The sequence below is a fragment of the Trinickia sp. EG282A genome, from assembly GCF_040965455.1.
Classification (GTDB): Bacteria; Pseudomonadota; Gammaproteobacteria; order Burkholderiales; family Burkholderiaceae; genus Trinickia; species Trinickia symbiotica.
On the sequence record NZ_JBFRCC010000002.1, the window covers coordinates 868,985 to 883,680 of the forward strand.

Sequence of the window (14,696 nt, forward strand, 5' to 3'; positions counted from 1 at the left end):
TCGATGATGTTCCCTGGTGGTGCGAATGATTGTTGTCCGGGGTTGCCCCATCTGTCCATGGGGAAGTCTGGTGGTCATACCAGTTTTTGGATGACCTCTTTGCGAGGATGGTCAGACGGCGCTTATCATTAGCGGCATGGGAGCGCGATGCAAACGTGTCGCCCAGATTGCGCGCAGGTGGTCATACCAGTGGAACAGAGACTCGAAGAGAGGGCGGCCAGGCGGGTCGCCGACGTCGTCGCTGAGCGGATCGAAACCTTGATCGTCGACGGCGTTTTGAAAGAAGGGCAGGCATTGCCGTCCGAGCGGCGCTTGACGGAGAAGCTCGGCGTTTCGCGTACCGCATTGCGCGAGGGGCTCAAGCTGCTGCGCGCGCGCGGCATCATCGAGACGGACCAGGGGCGCGGCTCGTTCGTCGCGCGCCTCGCCTCGCGCGAACATACGACGCCGATTATGCATTTGCTTGCTTCGCAGCCGCGCACGCTCTACGACCTCTTCGAGGTGCGCGGGCTGCTCGAGGGCGAATCGGCGCGGCTTGCCGCGCTGCGCGGCACCTCCGCCGACTATGTGCTCATCAAGCGCCGCTACGAGGAAATGATCGACACGAGTGCCGGCGAGCGCGACGCCGAGACGCATGCGCGTCTCGACCACGCGTTTCACCTTGCGATCTGCGAGGCGTCACATAACCCGATCCTCGTGCATACGCTTCGTTCGCTGACGGACTTGCTCCTCAGTTCGGTCTTCGCATCGGTCAACAACCTGTATCACCGCGAAGCCGAAAAGCACACGATCGACCGGCAACATGCCCGGCTTTACAACGCCGTCGTGGGCAAGATGCCCGAGCAGGCTCGGCGCGCGGCAAGCGACCATATCCGAACTGTGGCGCTCTGCCTGAGAGAGATCGAGCAGGAAGAGCAGCGTCTCGTACGCTCGACGCTCAGGCTCGAAGGATGGAAGTAGCGCGCGAAGAGAGGGGCGGGCGCGCCGTCCGGGCACCGTGTTGGCCGATCGCACGATCGAAAACAAAGAGCCGCTTCCACCGTTTCCGGTGCAAGCGGCTCGAACGACTGAGTCGGGACTACTCGTTGACTACGTATTCGATACCCCCGTTGGTCTCTTCGCTGCTCTGATACCCCGTTGCGCCTGACAGCCAGGCGGCGCCGACCTTCGGCGCCGCGGCCGCCATTCTGGACGCGAATGCTTTACATCAACTGCTGAATCGACATGGTCAGTACTGCCAACTACGAACTGCAACCCGTGTACTGCCGATCGCGCCCGCGTGAATCGACAACCTGTCGCGGCTGCGCGCTGCTGCCACTACTGAACTGCTTTTCGAACTGCTACTGCTGTTGGTATGGCCTTGATTTCCGGCACTGCTGAACTGCCCACGCGAGGGGAGCGCGCGGATGGGGTCGATGCCGCACCCCATGAGAAGAAGTGTAGTCGCGGGTCCGTTGGATCAATTCCTCGAAACGAGCGGTGTATGGTGCCCATTTCGATCGATTGCGGCGAACCCGTTGATGGGTCGCCCGTCAAGGCCCCGATTGTCTAAGGGTATGTCCGGGTTGGGCGACTCCAGGTGAAGCACTCCAGATAAAATATCGCGGCGGCTCGCCGGGTCGCGGCGGCGGGTCTTGCGTAGCAGTTCTCAACGTCGATAGGGGTACAACATGTCGAGAAATGTCGGTGTCATCGGACTTGGCGCCATGGGCGCGGGCGTTGCACAGTCGCTGCTACGCGCTGGCTTCGCGGCCCACGCGTGCGACCTGCGCCGCGATGTGCTCGATGCGTTCGCGGCGCAAGGCGGCGTAGCCTGCGCGACGCCGGCGGAACTGGGGCAGCGTTGCGAAGTGGTGCTGACGCTCGTCGTCAATGCGGCACAGACGGAAACAGTGCTCTTCGGCGAACAAGGCGCGGTGCCCGCGATGGCGCGCGGCGGTGTTGTGATCGCGAGCGCGACCGTGGCTCCGGAGTTCGCGGCTGCGCTCGGCAAGCGCGTCGAAGCGGCGGGCCTTCAGATGCTCGATGCGCCGGTTTCGGGCGGCGCCGCGCGGGCGGCGTCGGGCCAGATGACGATGATGACCTCGGGTCCGGCCGCCGCCTACGAGAAATGCGAGGATGTGCTGAGCGCGATCGCGACGAAGGTCTACCGGCTCGGCGCCGAGCACGGCATCGGCTCCAAGGTCAAGATCGTCAATCAGCTCTTGGCCGGCGTGCATATCGCGGCCGCGGCCGAGGCGATGGCGCTCGGCATCCGCGAAGGCGTCGACCCACAAGCGCTTTACGAGGTGATTACGAACAGCGCCGGCAACTCGTGGATGTTCGAGAATCGCGTGCCGCACATTCTTGCCGGCGATTTCACGCCGCTTTCCGCGGTCGATATCTTCGTGAAGGATCTCGGCCTCGTTCTCGATACCGCGCGACGCAGCAAGTTTCCGCTGCCGCTCTCGGCGGCCGCGCACCAGATGTTCATGATGGCTTCGAGCGCGGGGCACGGGGGCGAGGACGATTCGGCCGTCATCAAGATCTTTCCCGGCATCATCGAATAGCTATCCGAGGAACCGCACCATGCCGCGCTTTGCTGCGAATCTGAGCTTGATGTACAACGAGGTTCCGTTTCTCGAGCGCTTCGCCGCGGCGGCGAAGGACGGCTTCAAGGCGGTCGAATATCTTTTTCCGTATGATTTTGCCGCGCCCGAAATCAAGGCGCGGCTCGACGCGCATGGGCTCGTGCAGGCGCTTTTCAACGCCCCGCCCGGCGACTGGTCCAGCGGCGAGCGCGGTATCGCCGCGCTGCCGGGGCGCGAAGACGAGTTCGAGCGCGGGATCGAGACGGCGCTCGAGTATGCGGCCGTCCTCGGCAACAAAAAGCTGCACGTGATGGCGGGGCTCGTCGGCGCCAACGACGATCGCGTCCGTTATCGAGACGTCTACCTGCGTAACCTCGAGCATGCGACAAAAGCGGCGCGTTCGGCTGGCATCACGATTCTGATCGAGCCCATCAATACGCGTGACATGCCGGGATATTTTCTCAACCGCCAGGACGAAGGCCAGGCGATACGCCGCGAGCTGGACGCGACGAATCTGCTCGTCCAGTTCGACTGCTATCACTGCCAGATCATGGAGGGCGATCTCGCCGTGAAGCTGAAGCGCGATATCGGCGGCATCGGCCACATCCAGATTGCCGGGGTGCCGGAGCGGCACGAACCCGATACTGGCGAGATCAACTATCCCTATCTCTTCGAATGCATCGACGCTCTCGGCTACGACGGATGGATCGGTTGCGAATATCGGCCGCGCGCGGGCACGTCCGAAGGGCTTAGATGGTTCGCGCCGTATCGCGGACACGCATAACCAAGAGGACGCTCAATGAAAGTATTGATCACGGGAGGCGCGGGTTTTCTCGGCCAACGTCTTGCTCGCAAGCTGCTCGAACGCGGCATTGTCGCCGGTCCGGACGGTAAGCCACAGCCGATCTCGCAACTCGTGCTGCTCGATGTTGCCGACGCGCCCGACATGGGCGATGCGCGTGTGCGCGTCCATACCGGCGACATCTCGCAACGCGATGTCCTCGAAGCCGCCATCGATTCGGACACCTACGCGATTTTCCATCTCGCCGCCATCGTGAGCGGCCAGGCCGAAGCCGATTTCGAGCTCGGCATGCGCATCAACTTCGACGCTTCGCGGCTGCTGCTCGATATATGTCGAGCACGAGGGCATCGTCCGCGGGTCGTCTTCGCGAGTTCGGTGGCCGTCTATGGTGGCACGCTGCCGGACGTCGTGCGCGACGACACGGCGCTCAATCCGCAGTCGTCCTACGGTACGCAAAAGGCGATGACCGAGCTGATGGTTTGCGATTTTGCGCGGCGCGGCTTTATCGAAGGTCGCGCCGTGCGACTTCCGACGATCAGTGTTCGACCGGGCCGGCCTAACGCGGCGGCGTCGTCGTTTGCGAGCGGCATCGTTCGCGAGCCGCTTGCGGGCGTCGAGACCATCTGCCCCGTCGAGCCTAAGACACGCTTGTGGCTGCTCTCGCCGCGCGCCGCGATCGACGCGCTGATAGGGGTATACGAACTCGAGCAGCGCGCGTTTGGCGATCGCCCGGTCCTGAATCTGCCCGGTCTTTCGGTCAGTGTGGAGGAGATGGTCGACGCGTTGCGCGAAGTCGCGGGCGACGCCATCGTCTCGCGGATCATATGGCGGCGTGACGAGCGCATTGAACGGATCGTCGCGAGCTGGCCCGGCCGATGCGATGCGTCGCGCGCGGAATCGCTAGGCTTGCGCGGCGACCGCACCTTCGCCGATGTGATTCGCGCGTACTTGCATGACGACGCGCCGCGCGTGTGAGATCGGTGATCGGTTCGGGAATGCGTTTGCTGCCCAACGTGACGTTCGCCTGAGCAAACGAAGCGGCCGATAGAGCGACACAAGCGCGCCGATTGTTATCGTTTTTTGCGAAAGTGTTGTTGCGAATCGCGTATTTATCGCGAGTCTTCACCTCCGTAGACTTCAATCACCCGCTGCTGATGACCGTCTCAGCGGCATTCAGGAAAACCAAGTTTCGGAGGAATCGATCATGAACTCGCTCATCAAGGCTGTTATCGTTGCTGTCGCCGTTGCCGCTCCCGTCGCTTCGTTTGCCCAGGACGCTCAACCCGTTACTCGCGCGCAAGTCAAGGCGGAGCTGCAGCAACTCGAGGCGGCCGGCTATCGTCCCAACGCCGGGACGGACCCGTACTACCCCGCCGATCTGCAAGCCGCGCAAGCGCGCATCACGGCTGCCAATGGCAACGTGCAATCGCCGGCTCAAGACGTCGGTGGCGTGACGGGCGGTGCCGCTCACTCGAGCGTGTCCGCGAACAACGCCGGCGCGAAGTCGATCTATTTCGGCATGTAAGCGCGGCGAGAGCGGGGGACCGCGCCGGATCGCGCATACGCCCCGACCCTGGCCCCAATCCGATCGACAAGCCCGCGCGCCTGCGCGGGCTTGTCTCTTGGAGCGACACTTGCCCACCCCTTGAAATCGCATCGCTTCCCCCGCATCTGACAGCCACTGTTTCTTTTCAGGATCGCTGATCATGGGAAGCCGTCCAGCCTTTATCGACGACCTTGCGCGCGGTACATCCGGCGACGACATACCGGGCACCGCGAGCAACCTGTCAGGCCAAGACGACGATGCACTGCTCGACGCGTACTCGCGCACCGTCATCGGCGCGCTCGAGCGCGTGCAGCAGGCCGTCGTGTTCATCTCTGTAGACCGCAGCGCACCCGGAGAGACCGGGCGGCGCGGTGCACGCGGGGGAAGCGGATCGGGATTTCTGTTCACGCCGGACGGCTATCTTTTGACGAATAGCCACGTCGTTCACGGCGCCACGTCCGTTCGTGTGACGCTCGCGGATGGTTCCACGCACGAAGCCAGCATCGTGGGCGACGATCCGAGCACGGATCTCGCCGTCTTGCGTATCGGCTCGACGGAGCCGCTGCCGCATGCGGAGCTCGGCGAATCGTCGAAGCTGCGCGTCGGGCAGATCGCCATCGCGGTCGGCAACCCGCTGGGCCTCGCGCAAACGGTGACGACGGGCGTCGTTTCCGCGCTCGGCCGTTCGCTGCGATCGGTATCGGGCCGCATGATATACGACGTGATCCAGACCGATGCCGCGCTCAATCCCGGCAATTCGGGCGGACCGCTCGTCAACTCGGCGGGCCAGGTGATCGGCGTCAACACCGCGATCATCCCCGGCGCACAGGCCATCTGCTTCGCAACGGCGATCGATACGGCAAAGTGGGTGATCATGCAACTCTTCGCCTACGGCCGCGTGCGGCGGGCGCATATCGGCGTGGCCGGCACGACCGTGCCGATCCCGCGCAAGGTGCAGCGCTACTTCGAATTGCCGGGTACGACGGGCGTGCGCGTGATGGAAGTCGTCAAAGGCAGCCCCGCGGCCGAAGGCGGCGTGCGTGTCGACGATACGATCGTCGCGATCGACGGCATCCCGGTCGACGGCATCGACGCCTTGCAGCGCACACTCGATGCATCGCGGATCGACCGCGTGGTCGAGATGACCGTCTTGAGGTTGACGCACAAACTCGTGCTGCGGCTGACGCCCGTCGAGCAGACGAACTGATCGATCATCAATAGCGATCGTCCCAGTCATGATGATGGTGGTGGTGGTAACCGTCGTCCGGCACGATGATGCAACCGCTCAGCGCGCCTGCGAGAAATGCCGCCGCCAGCATCCAGCCGATGATCCGCTTCATGAAAGTCCCCGTGGGTGAGTGGTGCGCTCAGTTTAGGGAGCGACCGTATTACCGATGTGTGGGTGTGTAACAAGACGTGGCACGCCGATCGTGCTGACGTTGCGCGCCGAGGAGCGCCCGCATCCCCGCCAGAAATAATCGGTTTCAGAACTCACAAAGATTCGCCCGCCGCGGGCGGGATACATCGCTGAGCGGCTCACGATCGCAGGAACCGGGCGCGCCTTTCGCAAAAATTTTTCTTTGTCTAAACCGGCGCATCATCCTACGATGTGTGCTTGGTTCTCCCACAACCCTGTCGTGAGCAGCTCACGACGACTCGATCCACCGATGACCCAAGAATCCGAAGCCGCCGAGCCGGCATTGTGCGAAGAGGTATCCGAAGCGGTCGTTTCCGCGGCCGCGGTATCGCGCGGGGACGACGCGTACGAGCGAATCCGCCGGGACATCCTCTCGTGCCGCTTCATGCCCGGCTCGACGCTGACCGAAAGCCAGTTGATGAGCGCCTATCAGATCGGCAAGAACAGCTGTCGCATCGCGCTCGTGCGGCTCGTGCACGAAGGTCTCGTCCGCTCGATGCCGCGTCAGGGCTATCGCGTCGCGCCGATCACGCTGCGCGACGTGGAGGAGGTGTTCGCGCTACGCGTGCAGCTCGAGCCGCTCGCCGCTCGGCTCGCGTGCGGCCGCGTGGACGTACCGCTCCTGAAAAGGCTCGAGGCCGCCTGCCGTGTCCCTCACCCCGAGCGCGAGCTGTCGGATCAGATCGGCGTATTCCTCGATGCGAACCGCGAGTTTCATCTGACGATTGCGCGGGCAAGCGGCAACGAACGTCTGCATCGCGCACTCGCGAACCTGCTCGATGAGATGACGCGACTCGTCGCGCTCGGCTTCGGCGTGCAGGGCACGAAGCCTGAGATCAAGCATGACCACAACGCGATGATCGAGGCGTTCGAGGCGGGCGACGAGCGCCGGGCCGAAACAATCGCACGCCGTCATATCGAGACGTTTCGCGACATGACGATGGAAAAGGTTTATGCAAGCCTGTCGAGCGCCAGAGCATCGCTGCCGGTCTTCTCGGTTGCGGAGCTGCGGCGATGATCGACGCCTGATCCACGCGCCAGCATTCGACCGGAGACCCGGCTCGGCCCGCTTTAGATGAGTTCATTCGATAACCATTAGGAGTCCTAAATGGCATCCTCCCTTCCGTCGACGATGAAAGCGCTCGTCTTGCGTGCGCACGGCGAGCTCGATCAGCTCGCGGTCGTGAGCGACAAGCCCATGCCGCGCGCCGCGTCCGATGGCGTGGTCATCCGCGTGCGCGCGTCGTCGTTCAACTATCACGACGTCTTCACGGTGAAGGGCATGCCTGGCATCAAAGTACCGCTGCCGGTGGTGATCGGGCTCGACATGGCCGGCGAGATCGTCGAGGTCGGTGATGGTGTCGACGGCTGGAAGACGGGCGATCGCGTGCTCGTGAACCCGCTCAATCGTGAGAAGGGATTGATGGGCGAGATGCTCGACGGCGGCATGGCCGAGTATTGTGCCGTCTCCGCGGCGCAGCTCATCGCGCTGCCCGACGCGGTCGGCTTCAACGAAGCGGCGGCGCTGCCGGTCGCTTATGGCACCGCGCACCGCATGCTCGTCACGCACGGCACCGTCAAGGCGCGCGATCGTGTGCTGATCCTCGGCGCGAGTGGCGGCGTCGGCACGGCGTCGCTGTTGCTTGCGAAGCAGCTCGGCGCCGAGGTGATCGCCTGCGCCGGCAGCGACGAGAAGGCAGCGCAGCTTAAGGCGCTCGGAGCCGACCATGTCGTCAACTATCGGACGACCGATTTTTCGAAATGGGCGATCGAGCACTATGGCAAGCCGCAGCGACGCAACTATGAAGGCGGCGTCGATGTCGTCGTGAACTTCACGGGCGGCGAAACGTGGGTGCCGTCGCTCAAGTGCCTCAAGCGCGGCGGCACGCTGCTCGTCTGCGGCGCGACGGCCGGCCACGATCCGAAGGAAGACCTGCGCTACATCTGGAGCTTCGAGCTCAAAGTGATCGGCTCGAACAGCTTCTACGACGACAACTTGCGCGCGCTCGTCGAGCAGATTGCGCGCGGCGAACTGAAGCCGTCGATAGACCGCGTGCTGTCGCTCGGCGAGGCCGCCGAAGGCTTGCGGCTGATTCGCGACCGCGAGGTCCTCGGCAAGGTCGTCGTCAATCCCTGAATCGAACATCTAACCATTCCGATCCAACCGGACTCATTCCCATTCAATTCGAGGAAGCGAAGATGACCGAAAACGCGGATGCGAAAGCGCTGCCCGATGCGCGGGAAATCGAGGCGCGTCTGCGGCGCGCCCCGTTTCACGACTGGCTTGGGCTCAAGGTGCTGTCCGTGGGCGAGGGCGAGATCGAGCTCACGGCCACATGGCGCGACGAGTGGGTCGTGAACCCCGAGAAGCGTTATACGCACGGCGGCATTCTTGCCGCGCTCGTCGATCTCGCCGCGGACTGGGCGCTCGTCTCGAAGACGGGGCGCGGCGTACCGACGATCGATCTGCGTGTCGATTACCATCGCGCCGCCTTTCCGGGCGATTTGCGCGTGACCGGCAAGGTGGTTCGCTTCGGCGGACAAGTCTCGACAGCCGAGGCCTATGTCTACGATGCGGACGGTAAGCTCGTCGCGAGCGGCCGCGGGACCTACGCGAGCGCGACGCCTTCGGCGCCGCCCGCGGCGAGCAAGGCGTGACGCTCGATCATCTTGTCGTCAACGCGCGCTTCGATATCGACGCGGCCGCGACGCTTTTCGCCCAGCTCGGCTTTACGGTGACGCCGCGCGGCTATCACACGCTCGGGTCCGTCAACCATACGATCGTGTTCGACGACCACTATCTCGAGCTGGTCGGTCTGCCGGCGGATGGCAAGACGATTCGCGAGGAGATCGTTGGGAGCCCGATCGGGCCCGAAGGTCTGGTGTTTCGCAGCGACGACGCTCGTCGGACCTTCGAGTGGCTAGGCCGCGCGGGCTTCGATGCGGGTTCACCGCAAACCTTCTCCCGCCCGGTGGAGCCGTTCGGCGATGCGCGCTTTACGACGGTGCGTCTCGCACCGGGGCAGTTGCCGGGCGGCCGGGTCTACTTCTGCCAGCATTTGACGCCCGAGCTCGTGTTCCGCGATCAGTGGAGGAGTCATGCAAACGGGGCCCATGCGCTGGCGCACCTCCATCTGATTGGCGCGGACCGCGAAGCTTATGAGCGCCTTGGCGAAACGACGTCAGATTTTTCGTTGGCCTTCTGGACGCGCGCGGACTTCGTTGCGCGTTTCGGCGCCGCGGCCGCGCGGATCGAGGATCGATCGCCGCGCTTTGCCGCCATCACGATCCGCACGCCGCAATGGCGCGAGACGGGTACGCGCGCGATCACGGCAGGACAGCCCGTCGAAATCGACGGCATGCGCAGCGTCGTTGCGCTGCCGCGCTTCGACATGTTGCTGGAGTTCATCCCGTGACCCCATCGGACAACCTCGGCATGTTGATCGACCGCGAGAACGGCGCGCATGCCGATGCCGTGGCGCTGATCGAACTTGACGATGCGATGGACCCCGTTCGATATACCTTCGGTGCGCTCGACGCGATCGCCGACGACGTGGCTGCGACCTTGGCCGGCCGATACGATCGGGGGGATCGCATTGCGATCCTCGCCGCGAATTCGGCGCATTTCGTCGCTACCGTGCTCGGCATCATGCGTGCGGGCCTTGTCGCCGTGCCGATCAATTTCCGCTTTCCGCGGGCGCTCATCGAGGACGTGATCGAGGATAGCGGTGCCCGGCTCGCCTTTTGCGACGCCGCGCGAATCGACCATGTGCCCGCGACGCTGCCGGGCGTCGTGTTCGATGCACGCGGCACTGCCATGTTGTCCGAACCGCCGCCCGCCAACGTCGTGACCTTTTCGGCATTCGTTGCCGGCGCGAGCCCTGGCAATGATACTGACGCACGCGGCGCACGTTTCGAAGCGATCGATCCCGAGCCGCGCGAGGCGGCGCTGATTCTTTATACGTCGGGCTCGACGGGCCGGCCCAAGGGCGTGGTGCTTTCGCACGAGAGTCATTGGTGGGTGGTTCGGACGCGACTTCAATCGCAGCCGCTCGCCGGCGAGCGGCTGCTGATCGCGGCGCCGCTCTTTCATATGAATGCCCTGGCGCTTGCGTTTATCGCGCTCGCGGCGCGTTCGGCGATGGTGATGCTGCCGCAATTCAACGCGGCCAACTACATTCGCGCGATCGACGCATGGCGTTGCACATGGCTCACGGCCGTGCCGCCGATGATCGCGATGATGATGCAAGAGCGCGCATTGCTCGCGCAAAGCGACTTGTCGTCGGTGCGCTTCATTCGCATGGGCTCCGCGCCTGTCAGCGCTGCGTTGCTCGATCAGATTCATGAGCTGCTGCCCAACGCGCGCATCATCAACGCATACGGCACGACCGAGGGCGGTCCTGTCGTGTTCGGCCCGCACCCGCGGGGATTGCCGATGCCGACGCTCTCGGTCGGCGCCGCGCATCCGCTCGTCGATCTTCGTCTCGTCGACGAGACAGGTGCCGAAGCCGACGAGGGCGAGTTGCAGCTGCGCAGCCCGGGCCTCATGAACGGCTATCACAATCGGCCTGGCCTGCCGCCGCCTTTCACGTCAGATGGCTATTACCGAACCGGGGATGTGTTTCAGCGCGACGCGAACGGTTTCTACACCTTTATCGGCCGGCGCGACGATATGTTCGTCTCGGGCGGCGAGAACATCTATCCCGGCGACGTCGAGCGAATGTTGGAACGCCATCCGCTGATCGAGCAGGCGTGTGTTGTGCCCGTCGTCGACGAGATCAAGGGCACGAAACCGGTCGCGTTCGTGAAGCTGAAGTCTGGCGCCATACTGAGCGCCGACGACGTCAAACGATTTGCGCTCGAGCAGGCTCCCGCCTATCAGCACCCACGCCGCGTCTGGTTCGTCGACGGATTTCCGCTCGCCGCGACGAACAAGATCGATCGCGCCGCTTTGAAGAAGGCGGCGATCGAACGCCTGCAAGACGAGAGGCGCATCGAAGGCGCTTAGACGCGTCGGGGTTGGGACTGATGTTTCGCCGCCAATCCGGATCTCTTCGGGACGACATCAAATATCGATAGGCGTCCTATTCCAGTTCGCGTGAAAAGAATCGGTAAGAAATCGAGAACCAACGATTCTCGGCTGATTCATCCGCGAGTGGTTGTAGGGATATCCTGAATCTCAGGTAAGGACGCTAGAAAGCGTCGAAAGCAACCGTAAAGTAATACGAATGCAGGTCGTAATACCGCTCCGTCACTGCGCGATTCGCATCGAGCATGGCCCGCTTGAAAGCCACTTGTGTTTCGGAGATTGCATGAGCATCGCTAACCTTTCCATTGCCCGGAAGCTTTACGCTACATTCGGCATCGTCATTGCCATATTGGTGATATTGGGCATTACGTTCTATTCGTTCTTTTCGTCGGTGATGGAGGCGAACCGATGGAACGTCCACACTTATCAGGTAATCGACGAGACGCGCGCGTTGACCGAAAGCCTCATCAACATGGAAACGGGTCTGCGCGGCTATGCGATTGTCGGCGACGATGCAATGCTCGAGCCATACCGTAACGGCAGCGAATCGTTCAAGCAGCACCTAGCGACGATCCGGAATCTCACGAGCGACAACGCGCAGCAACAAGAGCGGCTGCACAAGCTCGAAAATCAGGAGACGCAATGGGTGTCGAGCTTTGCGGACGACCTGCTTGCCAAGCGCAAGACCGTGATCTCGGGCAGCACGACGATGGACCAGTTCATCGCGTCGTTCAAGGGAAACACGGGCAAGGCGCAAATGGACGCGATGCGCGCGACGTTATCGGAAGTGGCAGGCAACGAGTCTTCGCTGCTTTCCGTGCGCGAGGCCGAGGTCAAGTCGCTGCAGACGAAAACGCAGATTGTGCTGATCGCCGGTACGTTGGCGGCAATTGCGCTCGCGCTCGTTTTTGCGACGTGGATCGCGCGGCTCATCGCCGTGCCGCTGCGCGAGGCGGTGGCGCTTGCCGAGGCGATTGCCGGCGGCGACCTCACACGCACGATCGTCTCGCGGACCACCGATGAAGTCGGCTCGTTGATGCGTGCGTTCGCCGGCATGCAGGACAAACTCGTCTCGGTCGTTTCCTCGATCAAGACCTCGACCGACTCGATCAACGTCGCGGCAGGCGAAGTGCGCGCCGGCAACGCCGATCTGTCGTCGCGCACCGAGCAGCAGGCCGCGTCTCTCGAGGAGACGGCATCCAGCATGGAAGAGCTGACGGCGACGGTGAAGCAGAACGCGGACAACGCGCGTCAGGCGAGCGGGCTCGCCGCCAATGCCTCTGACGTCGCGGATAAGGGCAACGACGCGGTAGGCCGTGTGGTGGCGACGATGAGCGACATCAACGAGAGCTCGAGCAAGATCGGCGACATCACGGGCATCATCGAAGGCATCGCCTTCCAGACCAACATTCTCGCGTTGAACGCGGCCGTGGAAGCGGCGCGCGCCGGCGAGCAAGGCCGGGGCTTCGCCGTCGTTGCGAGCGAGGTGCGCAGCCTCGCGCAGCGCTCGTCGGCCGCGGCCAAGGAAATCAAGGAACTCATCGGCGCCTCGATCGACAAGATTCGCGGCGGCATGACGGAGGTCGAGGAGGCGGGGCGGACGATGTCGGAAGTGACGCAGGCCATCAGCCGTGTGACGGACATCATGGGCGAGATCGCCGCCGCGTCGGACGAGCAGAGCCGCGGCATCGAGCAGGTCAATCAGGCCATCACGCAGATGGACCAGGTGACCCAGCAGAATGCCGCGCTCGTCGAAGAAGCCGCCGCAGCCGCTCAGTCGCTCGAAGACCAGGGCAGCGAGCTCGGACGCGCCGTTTCCGCTTTCCGGATCGCGACGAGCGCGACGGCCTTCACGTCGGCCAAGGTTTCCGCTCGCCCGGCAGCCCGTGCGCCCGCGAGGCCGTCGGCACCGCTCAAGCGGCCGGCGCTGCAGCCGGTGAAGCCGGCGGCGGTCGAGTCGGCAGACGCCGCGCCGGCCGTGTCGGCGCCGGCCTCCGTCGAATCGGCTGGCGCCGACTGGCAGACCTTCTGACGAATGCACGATTTCATGAGCGACATCGACAGGCAAGCGGTGGCGGCCCTATTGACGTATACCTCGGCGGCGCAAAACATGGGTGAGATGGTGGGGTCGTGGGCCGAGATGGTCGAAGGGTACGGCGAGGCGGTATCGCGCATCGGCGCGCGCATGGTCGTGCTCTGCAAGTTCGTCGATGCGGTCCTGCCGCAATTGACCGCTGTGCAGTGCGCCGACATCGACCAGTCGTTCCGGCGCGGCGTCGAGGATGCGATGGCGCGCACCGACGACATGGAACTGCCGGGCGTCTACCATACGACGTTGCTCGATCAGACCAACGTCCTGCTGAGCGCGCTCGAAAGCAGGGGCGTTCGGCGGCGATAGGGCTCGTCGTCCGCGCGGGCGCGGGCGCGGTGGCCATCGCGCCGCGCTCACGATCGACGCATCAGGTCGTCGATATTGATTCCGAGTTCGGTGGCCATCCGTTCGACGAACGCCTGCAGCCGGTTCACTTTCTCGATCAACTCCTTTTGCTCGGCCCTCAGTGCTTCGATCGCCGCTGGCGAGATGGTTTCCTCGCTGCCGCCGTGCTCAGGCGCTTCACTTGCACTAACTTCACCACATAGCAGATGCATCCAGCGACTCTCCCGTTCACCCGGTGCGCGCGGCAGCTTGACGGTAAGCGGGGGTTCGCGATTGGCGAGTTCGTCGAGAAATGCCTCAACCGATGAAATATCGGCGAAGTTGTGCAGACGCGCGCTGTTGAGCCGTAATTCCGCGGCAGTCTGCGGGCCGCGCAGCACCAGCGTCGCAAGCAACGCGGCGCTTTGGCTTTGGATGCCGAGCACGCGATTGATGTTGTGCTCGAAGCGCGGCACGCGGCTGCTGCTGCCTTCCAGCACCAGACTCAGGCGCTTCAAGCCGTCGATCGCGGTCAGCACCTCCGCCTCGCTGACATTCATCACCGGCACCCGAGCCGTTTTTTGATTGCAGCCGGAGACCAGGGCGTTGAGCGATAGCGGATACGTGTCGGGCACCGTGTACTGCTTCTCGAAGAGGACACCTACCACGCGCGCCTCGAGCTGCGTGAGATGACGTATTGCGTGGCGCGAAGAGCTGTCTGCGCTGGAGTTCATGGGAGTCTCGGTGGAAGTCGCTGGTTGCCGTCGAGTCGCACGGGCGCCGGGCGGCCGCGAAATTCCGCTCGGAGCCCTATGATATCCGGCGCGAGTCCTCGTACCGCAACACCGACGGCACCGGATGCAACGATACGCTGCACGCATCGACGCAGGCGCGTCGTCTCTCGCATCGAGCATAG

15 protein-coding genes are annotated in these 14,696 nt (G+C 63.7%); 13 read left to right on the plus strand and 2 right to left on the minus strand.

Annotated features, from left to right (window positions below; genetic code table 11):
* Nucleotides 1-189: 189 nt before the first annotated feature.
* From glcC to AB4Y31_RS11870, 6 genes are all read left to right on the plus strand, one after another.
* Complete coding sequence (glcC, locus tag AB4Y31_RS11845) at nucleotides 190-960, plus strand: transcriptional regulator GlcC (protein ID WP_368674067.1); 771 nt, start codon at nucleotides 190-192, stop codon at nucleotides 958-960.
* Nucleotides 961-1,670: 710 nt separating this feature from the next.
* The gene (ltnD, locus tag AB4Y31_RS11850; protein ID WP_368674068.1) at nucleotides 1,671-2,549 is read left to right on the plus strand and encodes an L-threonate dehydrogenase; all 879 of its coding nucleotides are present in this window, start codon (nucleotides 1,671-1,673) and stop codon (nucleotides 2,547-2,549) included.
* A gap of 19 nt (nucleotides 2,550-2,568) precedes the next feature.
* Complete coding sequence (otnI, locus tag AB4Y31_RS11855; protein ID WP_368674069.1) at nucleotides 2,569-3,354, plus strand: 2-oxo-tetronate isomerase; 786 nt, start codon at nucleotides 2,569-2,571, stop codon at nucleotides 3,352-3,354.
* Between the two features lie 15 nt (nucleotides 3,355-3,369).
* A complete protein-coding gene (gene denD, locus AB4Y31_RS11860) occupies nucleotides 3,370-4,347 on the plus strand; it encodes a D-erythronate dehydrogenase (protein ID WP_368674070.1) in 978 nt (325 codons plus the stop codon).
* Nucleotides 4,348-4,576: 229 nt separating this feature from the next.
* Nucleotides 4,577-4,897, plus strand: coding sequence for a DUF4148 domain-containing protein (locus tag AB4Y31_RS11865; protein ID WP_368674071.1), 321 nt, complete (start codon nucleotides 4,577-4,579; stop codon nucleotides 4,895-4,897).
* A gap of 181 nt (nucleotides 4,898-5,078) precedes the next feature.
* On the plus strand, nucleotides 5,079-6,125 hold the full coding sequence (locus AB4Y31_RS11870; protein ID WP_368674072.1) for a S1C family serine protease: 1,047 nt from the start codon (nucleotides 5,079-5,081) through the stop codon (nucleotides 6,123-6,125).
* Between the two features lie 7 nt (nucleotides 6,126-6,132).
* Here the strand turns inward: AB4Y31_RS11870 and AB4Y31_RS11875 are convergent, their stop codons facing one another.
* On the minus strand, nucleotides 6,133-6,258 hold the full coding sequence (locus tag AB4Y31_RS11875; protein WP_018443784.1) for a hypothetical protein: 126 nt from the start codon (nucleotides 6,256-6,258) through the stop codon (nucleotides 6,133-6,135).
* A 327-nt stretch (nucleotides 6,259-6,585) separates the two neighbouring features.
* Here AB4Y31_RS11875 and AB4Y31_RS11880 point away from each other — a divergent pair, with 327 nt between their 5' ends.
* The 7 genes from AB4Y31_RS11880 to AB4Y31_RS11910 all read left to right on the plus strand — a co-directional run bounded on the left by AB4Y31_RS11880 (nucleotide 6,586) and on the right by AB4Y31_RS11910 (nucleotide 13,762).
* Complete coding sequence (locus AB4Y31_RS11880) at nucleotides 6,586-7,353, plus strand: GntR family transcriptional regulator (RefSeq protein WP_368674073.1); 768 nt, start codon at nucleotides 6,586-6,588, stop codon at nucleotides 7,351-7,353.
* A 114-nt stretch (nucleotides 7,354-7,467) separates the two neighbouring features.
* Nucleotides 7,468-8,472, plus strand: coding sequence for a zinc-binding dehydrogenase (locus tag AB4Y31_RS11885; RefSeq protein ID WP_368674494.1), 1,005 nt, complete (start codon nucleotides 7,468-7,470; stop codon nucleotides 8,470-8,472).
* Nucleotides 8,473-8,534: 62 nt separating this feature from the next.
* A complete protein-coding gene (locus AB4Y31_RS11890; RefSeq protein WP_368674074.1) occupies nucleotides 8,535-8,993 on the plus strand; it encodes a PaaI family thioesterase in 459 nt (152 codons plus the stop codon).
* Nucleotides 8,990-9,751, plus strand: a complete 762-nt coding sequence (locus AB4Y31_RS11895) for a VOC family protein (protein WP_368674075.1) — start codon at nucleotides 8,990-8,992, stop codon at nucleotides 9,749-9,751. Before AB4Y31_RS11890 ends, AB4Y31_RS11895 begins: the two co-directional genes overlap by 4 nt.
* A 20-nt stretch (nucleotides 9,752-9,771) precedes the next feature.
* A complete protein-coding gene (locus tag AB4Y31_RS11900) occupies nucleotides 9,772-11,343 on the plus strand; it encodes a class I adenylate-forming enzyme family protein (protein WP_368674495.1) in 1,572 nt (523 codons plus the stop codon).
* Between the two features lie 304 nt (nucleotides 11,344-11,647).
* On the plus strand, nucleotides 11,648-13,396 hold the full coding sequence (locus AB4Y31_RS11905) for a methyl-accepting chemotaxis protein (RefSeq protein ID WP_368674076.1): 1,749 nt from the start codon (nucleotides 11,648-11,650) through the stop codon (nucleotides 13,394-13,396).
* A 15-nt stretch (nucleotides 13,397-13,411) separates the two neighbouring features.
* Nucleotides 13,412-13,762, plus strand: coding sequence for a hypothetical protein (locus AB4Y31_RS11910; RefSeq protein ID WP_368674077.1), 351 nt, complete (start codon nucleotides 13,412-13,414; stop codon nucleotides 13,760-13,762).
* Nucleotides 13,763-13,809: 47 nt separating this feature from the next.
* On the opposite strand, the gene AB4Y31_RS11915 is transcribed toward AB4Y31_RS11910, so the two are convergent.
* Nucleotides 13,810-14,514: a YceH family protein gene (locus AB4Y31_RS11915; RefSeq protein WP_368674078.1), complete on the minus strand. Its 705-nt coding sequence runs from the start codon at nucleotides 14,512-14,514 to the stop codon at nucleotides 13,810-13,812.
* Nucleotides 14,515-14,696: the final 182 nt, after the last annotated feature.

Excerpts from the sequence above, each read along its gene's own strand:
- ltnD (WP_368674068.1), top strand. The coding sequence starts at position 1,671 with ATGTCGAGAAATGTCGGTGTCATCGGACTTGGCGCCATGGGCGCGGGC.
- otnI (WP_368674069.1), top strand. The coding sequence starts at position 2,569 with ATGCCGCGCTTTGCTGCGAATCTGAGCTTGATGTACAACGAGGTTCCG.
- denD (WP_368674070.1), top strand. The coding sequence starts at position 3,370 with ATGAAAGTATTGATCACGGGAGGCGCGGGTTTTCTCGGCCAACGTCTT.
- AB4Y31_RS11865 (WP_368674071.1), top strand. The coding sequence starts at position 4,577 with ATGAACTCGCTCATCAAGGCTGTTATCGTTGCTGTCGCCGTTGCCGCT.
- AB4Y31_RS11870 (WP_368674072.1), top strand. The coding sequence starts at position 5,079 with ATGGGAAGCCGTCCAGCCTTTATCGACGACCTTGCGCGCGGTACATCC.
- AB4Y31_RS11875 (WP_018443784.1), bottom strand. The coding sequence starts at position 6,258 with ATGAAGCGGATCATCGGCTGGATGCTGGCGGCGGCATTTCTCGCAGGC.
- AB4Y31_RS11880 (WP_368674073.1), top strand. The coding sequence starts at position 6,586 with ATGACCCAAGAATCCGAAGCCGCCGAGCCGGCATTGTGCGAAGAGGTA.
- AB4Y31_RS11885 (WP_368674494.1), top strand. The coding sequence starts at position 7,468 with ATGAAAGCGCTCGTCTTGCGTGCGCACGGCGAGCTCGATCAGCTCGCG.
- AB4Y31_RS11890 (WP_368674074.1), top strand. The coding sequence starts at position 8,535 with ATGACCGAAAACGCGGATGCGAAAGCGCTGCCCGATGCGCGGGAAATC.
- AB4Y31_RS11900 (WP_368674495.1), top strand. The coding sequence starts at position 9,772 with ATGTTGATCGACCGCGAGAACGGCGCGCATGCCGATGCCGTGGCGCTG.
- AB4Y31_RS11905 (WP_368674076.1), top strand. The coding sequence starts at position 11,648 with ATGAGCATCGCTAACCTTTCCATTGCCCGGAAGCTTTACGCTACATTC.
- AB4Y31_RS11910 (WP_368674077.1), top strand. The coding sequence starts at position 13,412 with ATGAGCGACATCGACAGGCAAGCGGTGGCGGCCCTATTGACGTATACC.
- AB4Y31_RS11915 (WP_368674078.1), bottom strand. The coding sequence starts at position 14,514 with ATGAACTCCAGCGCAGACAGCTCTTCGCGCCACGCAATACGTCATCTC.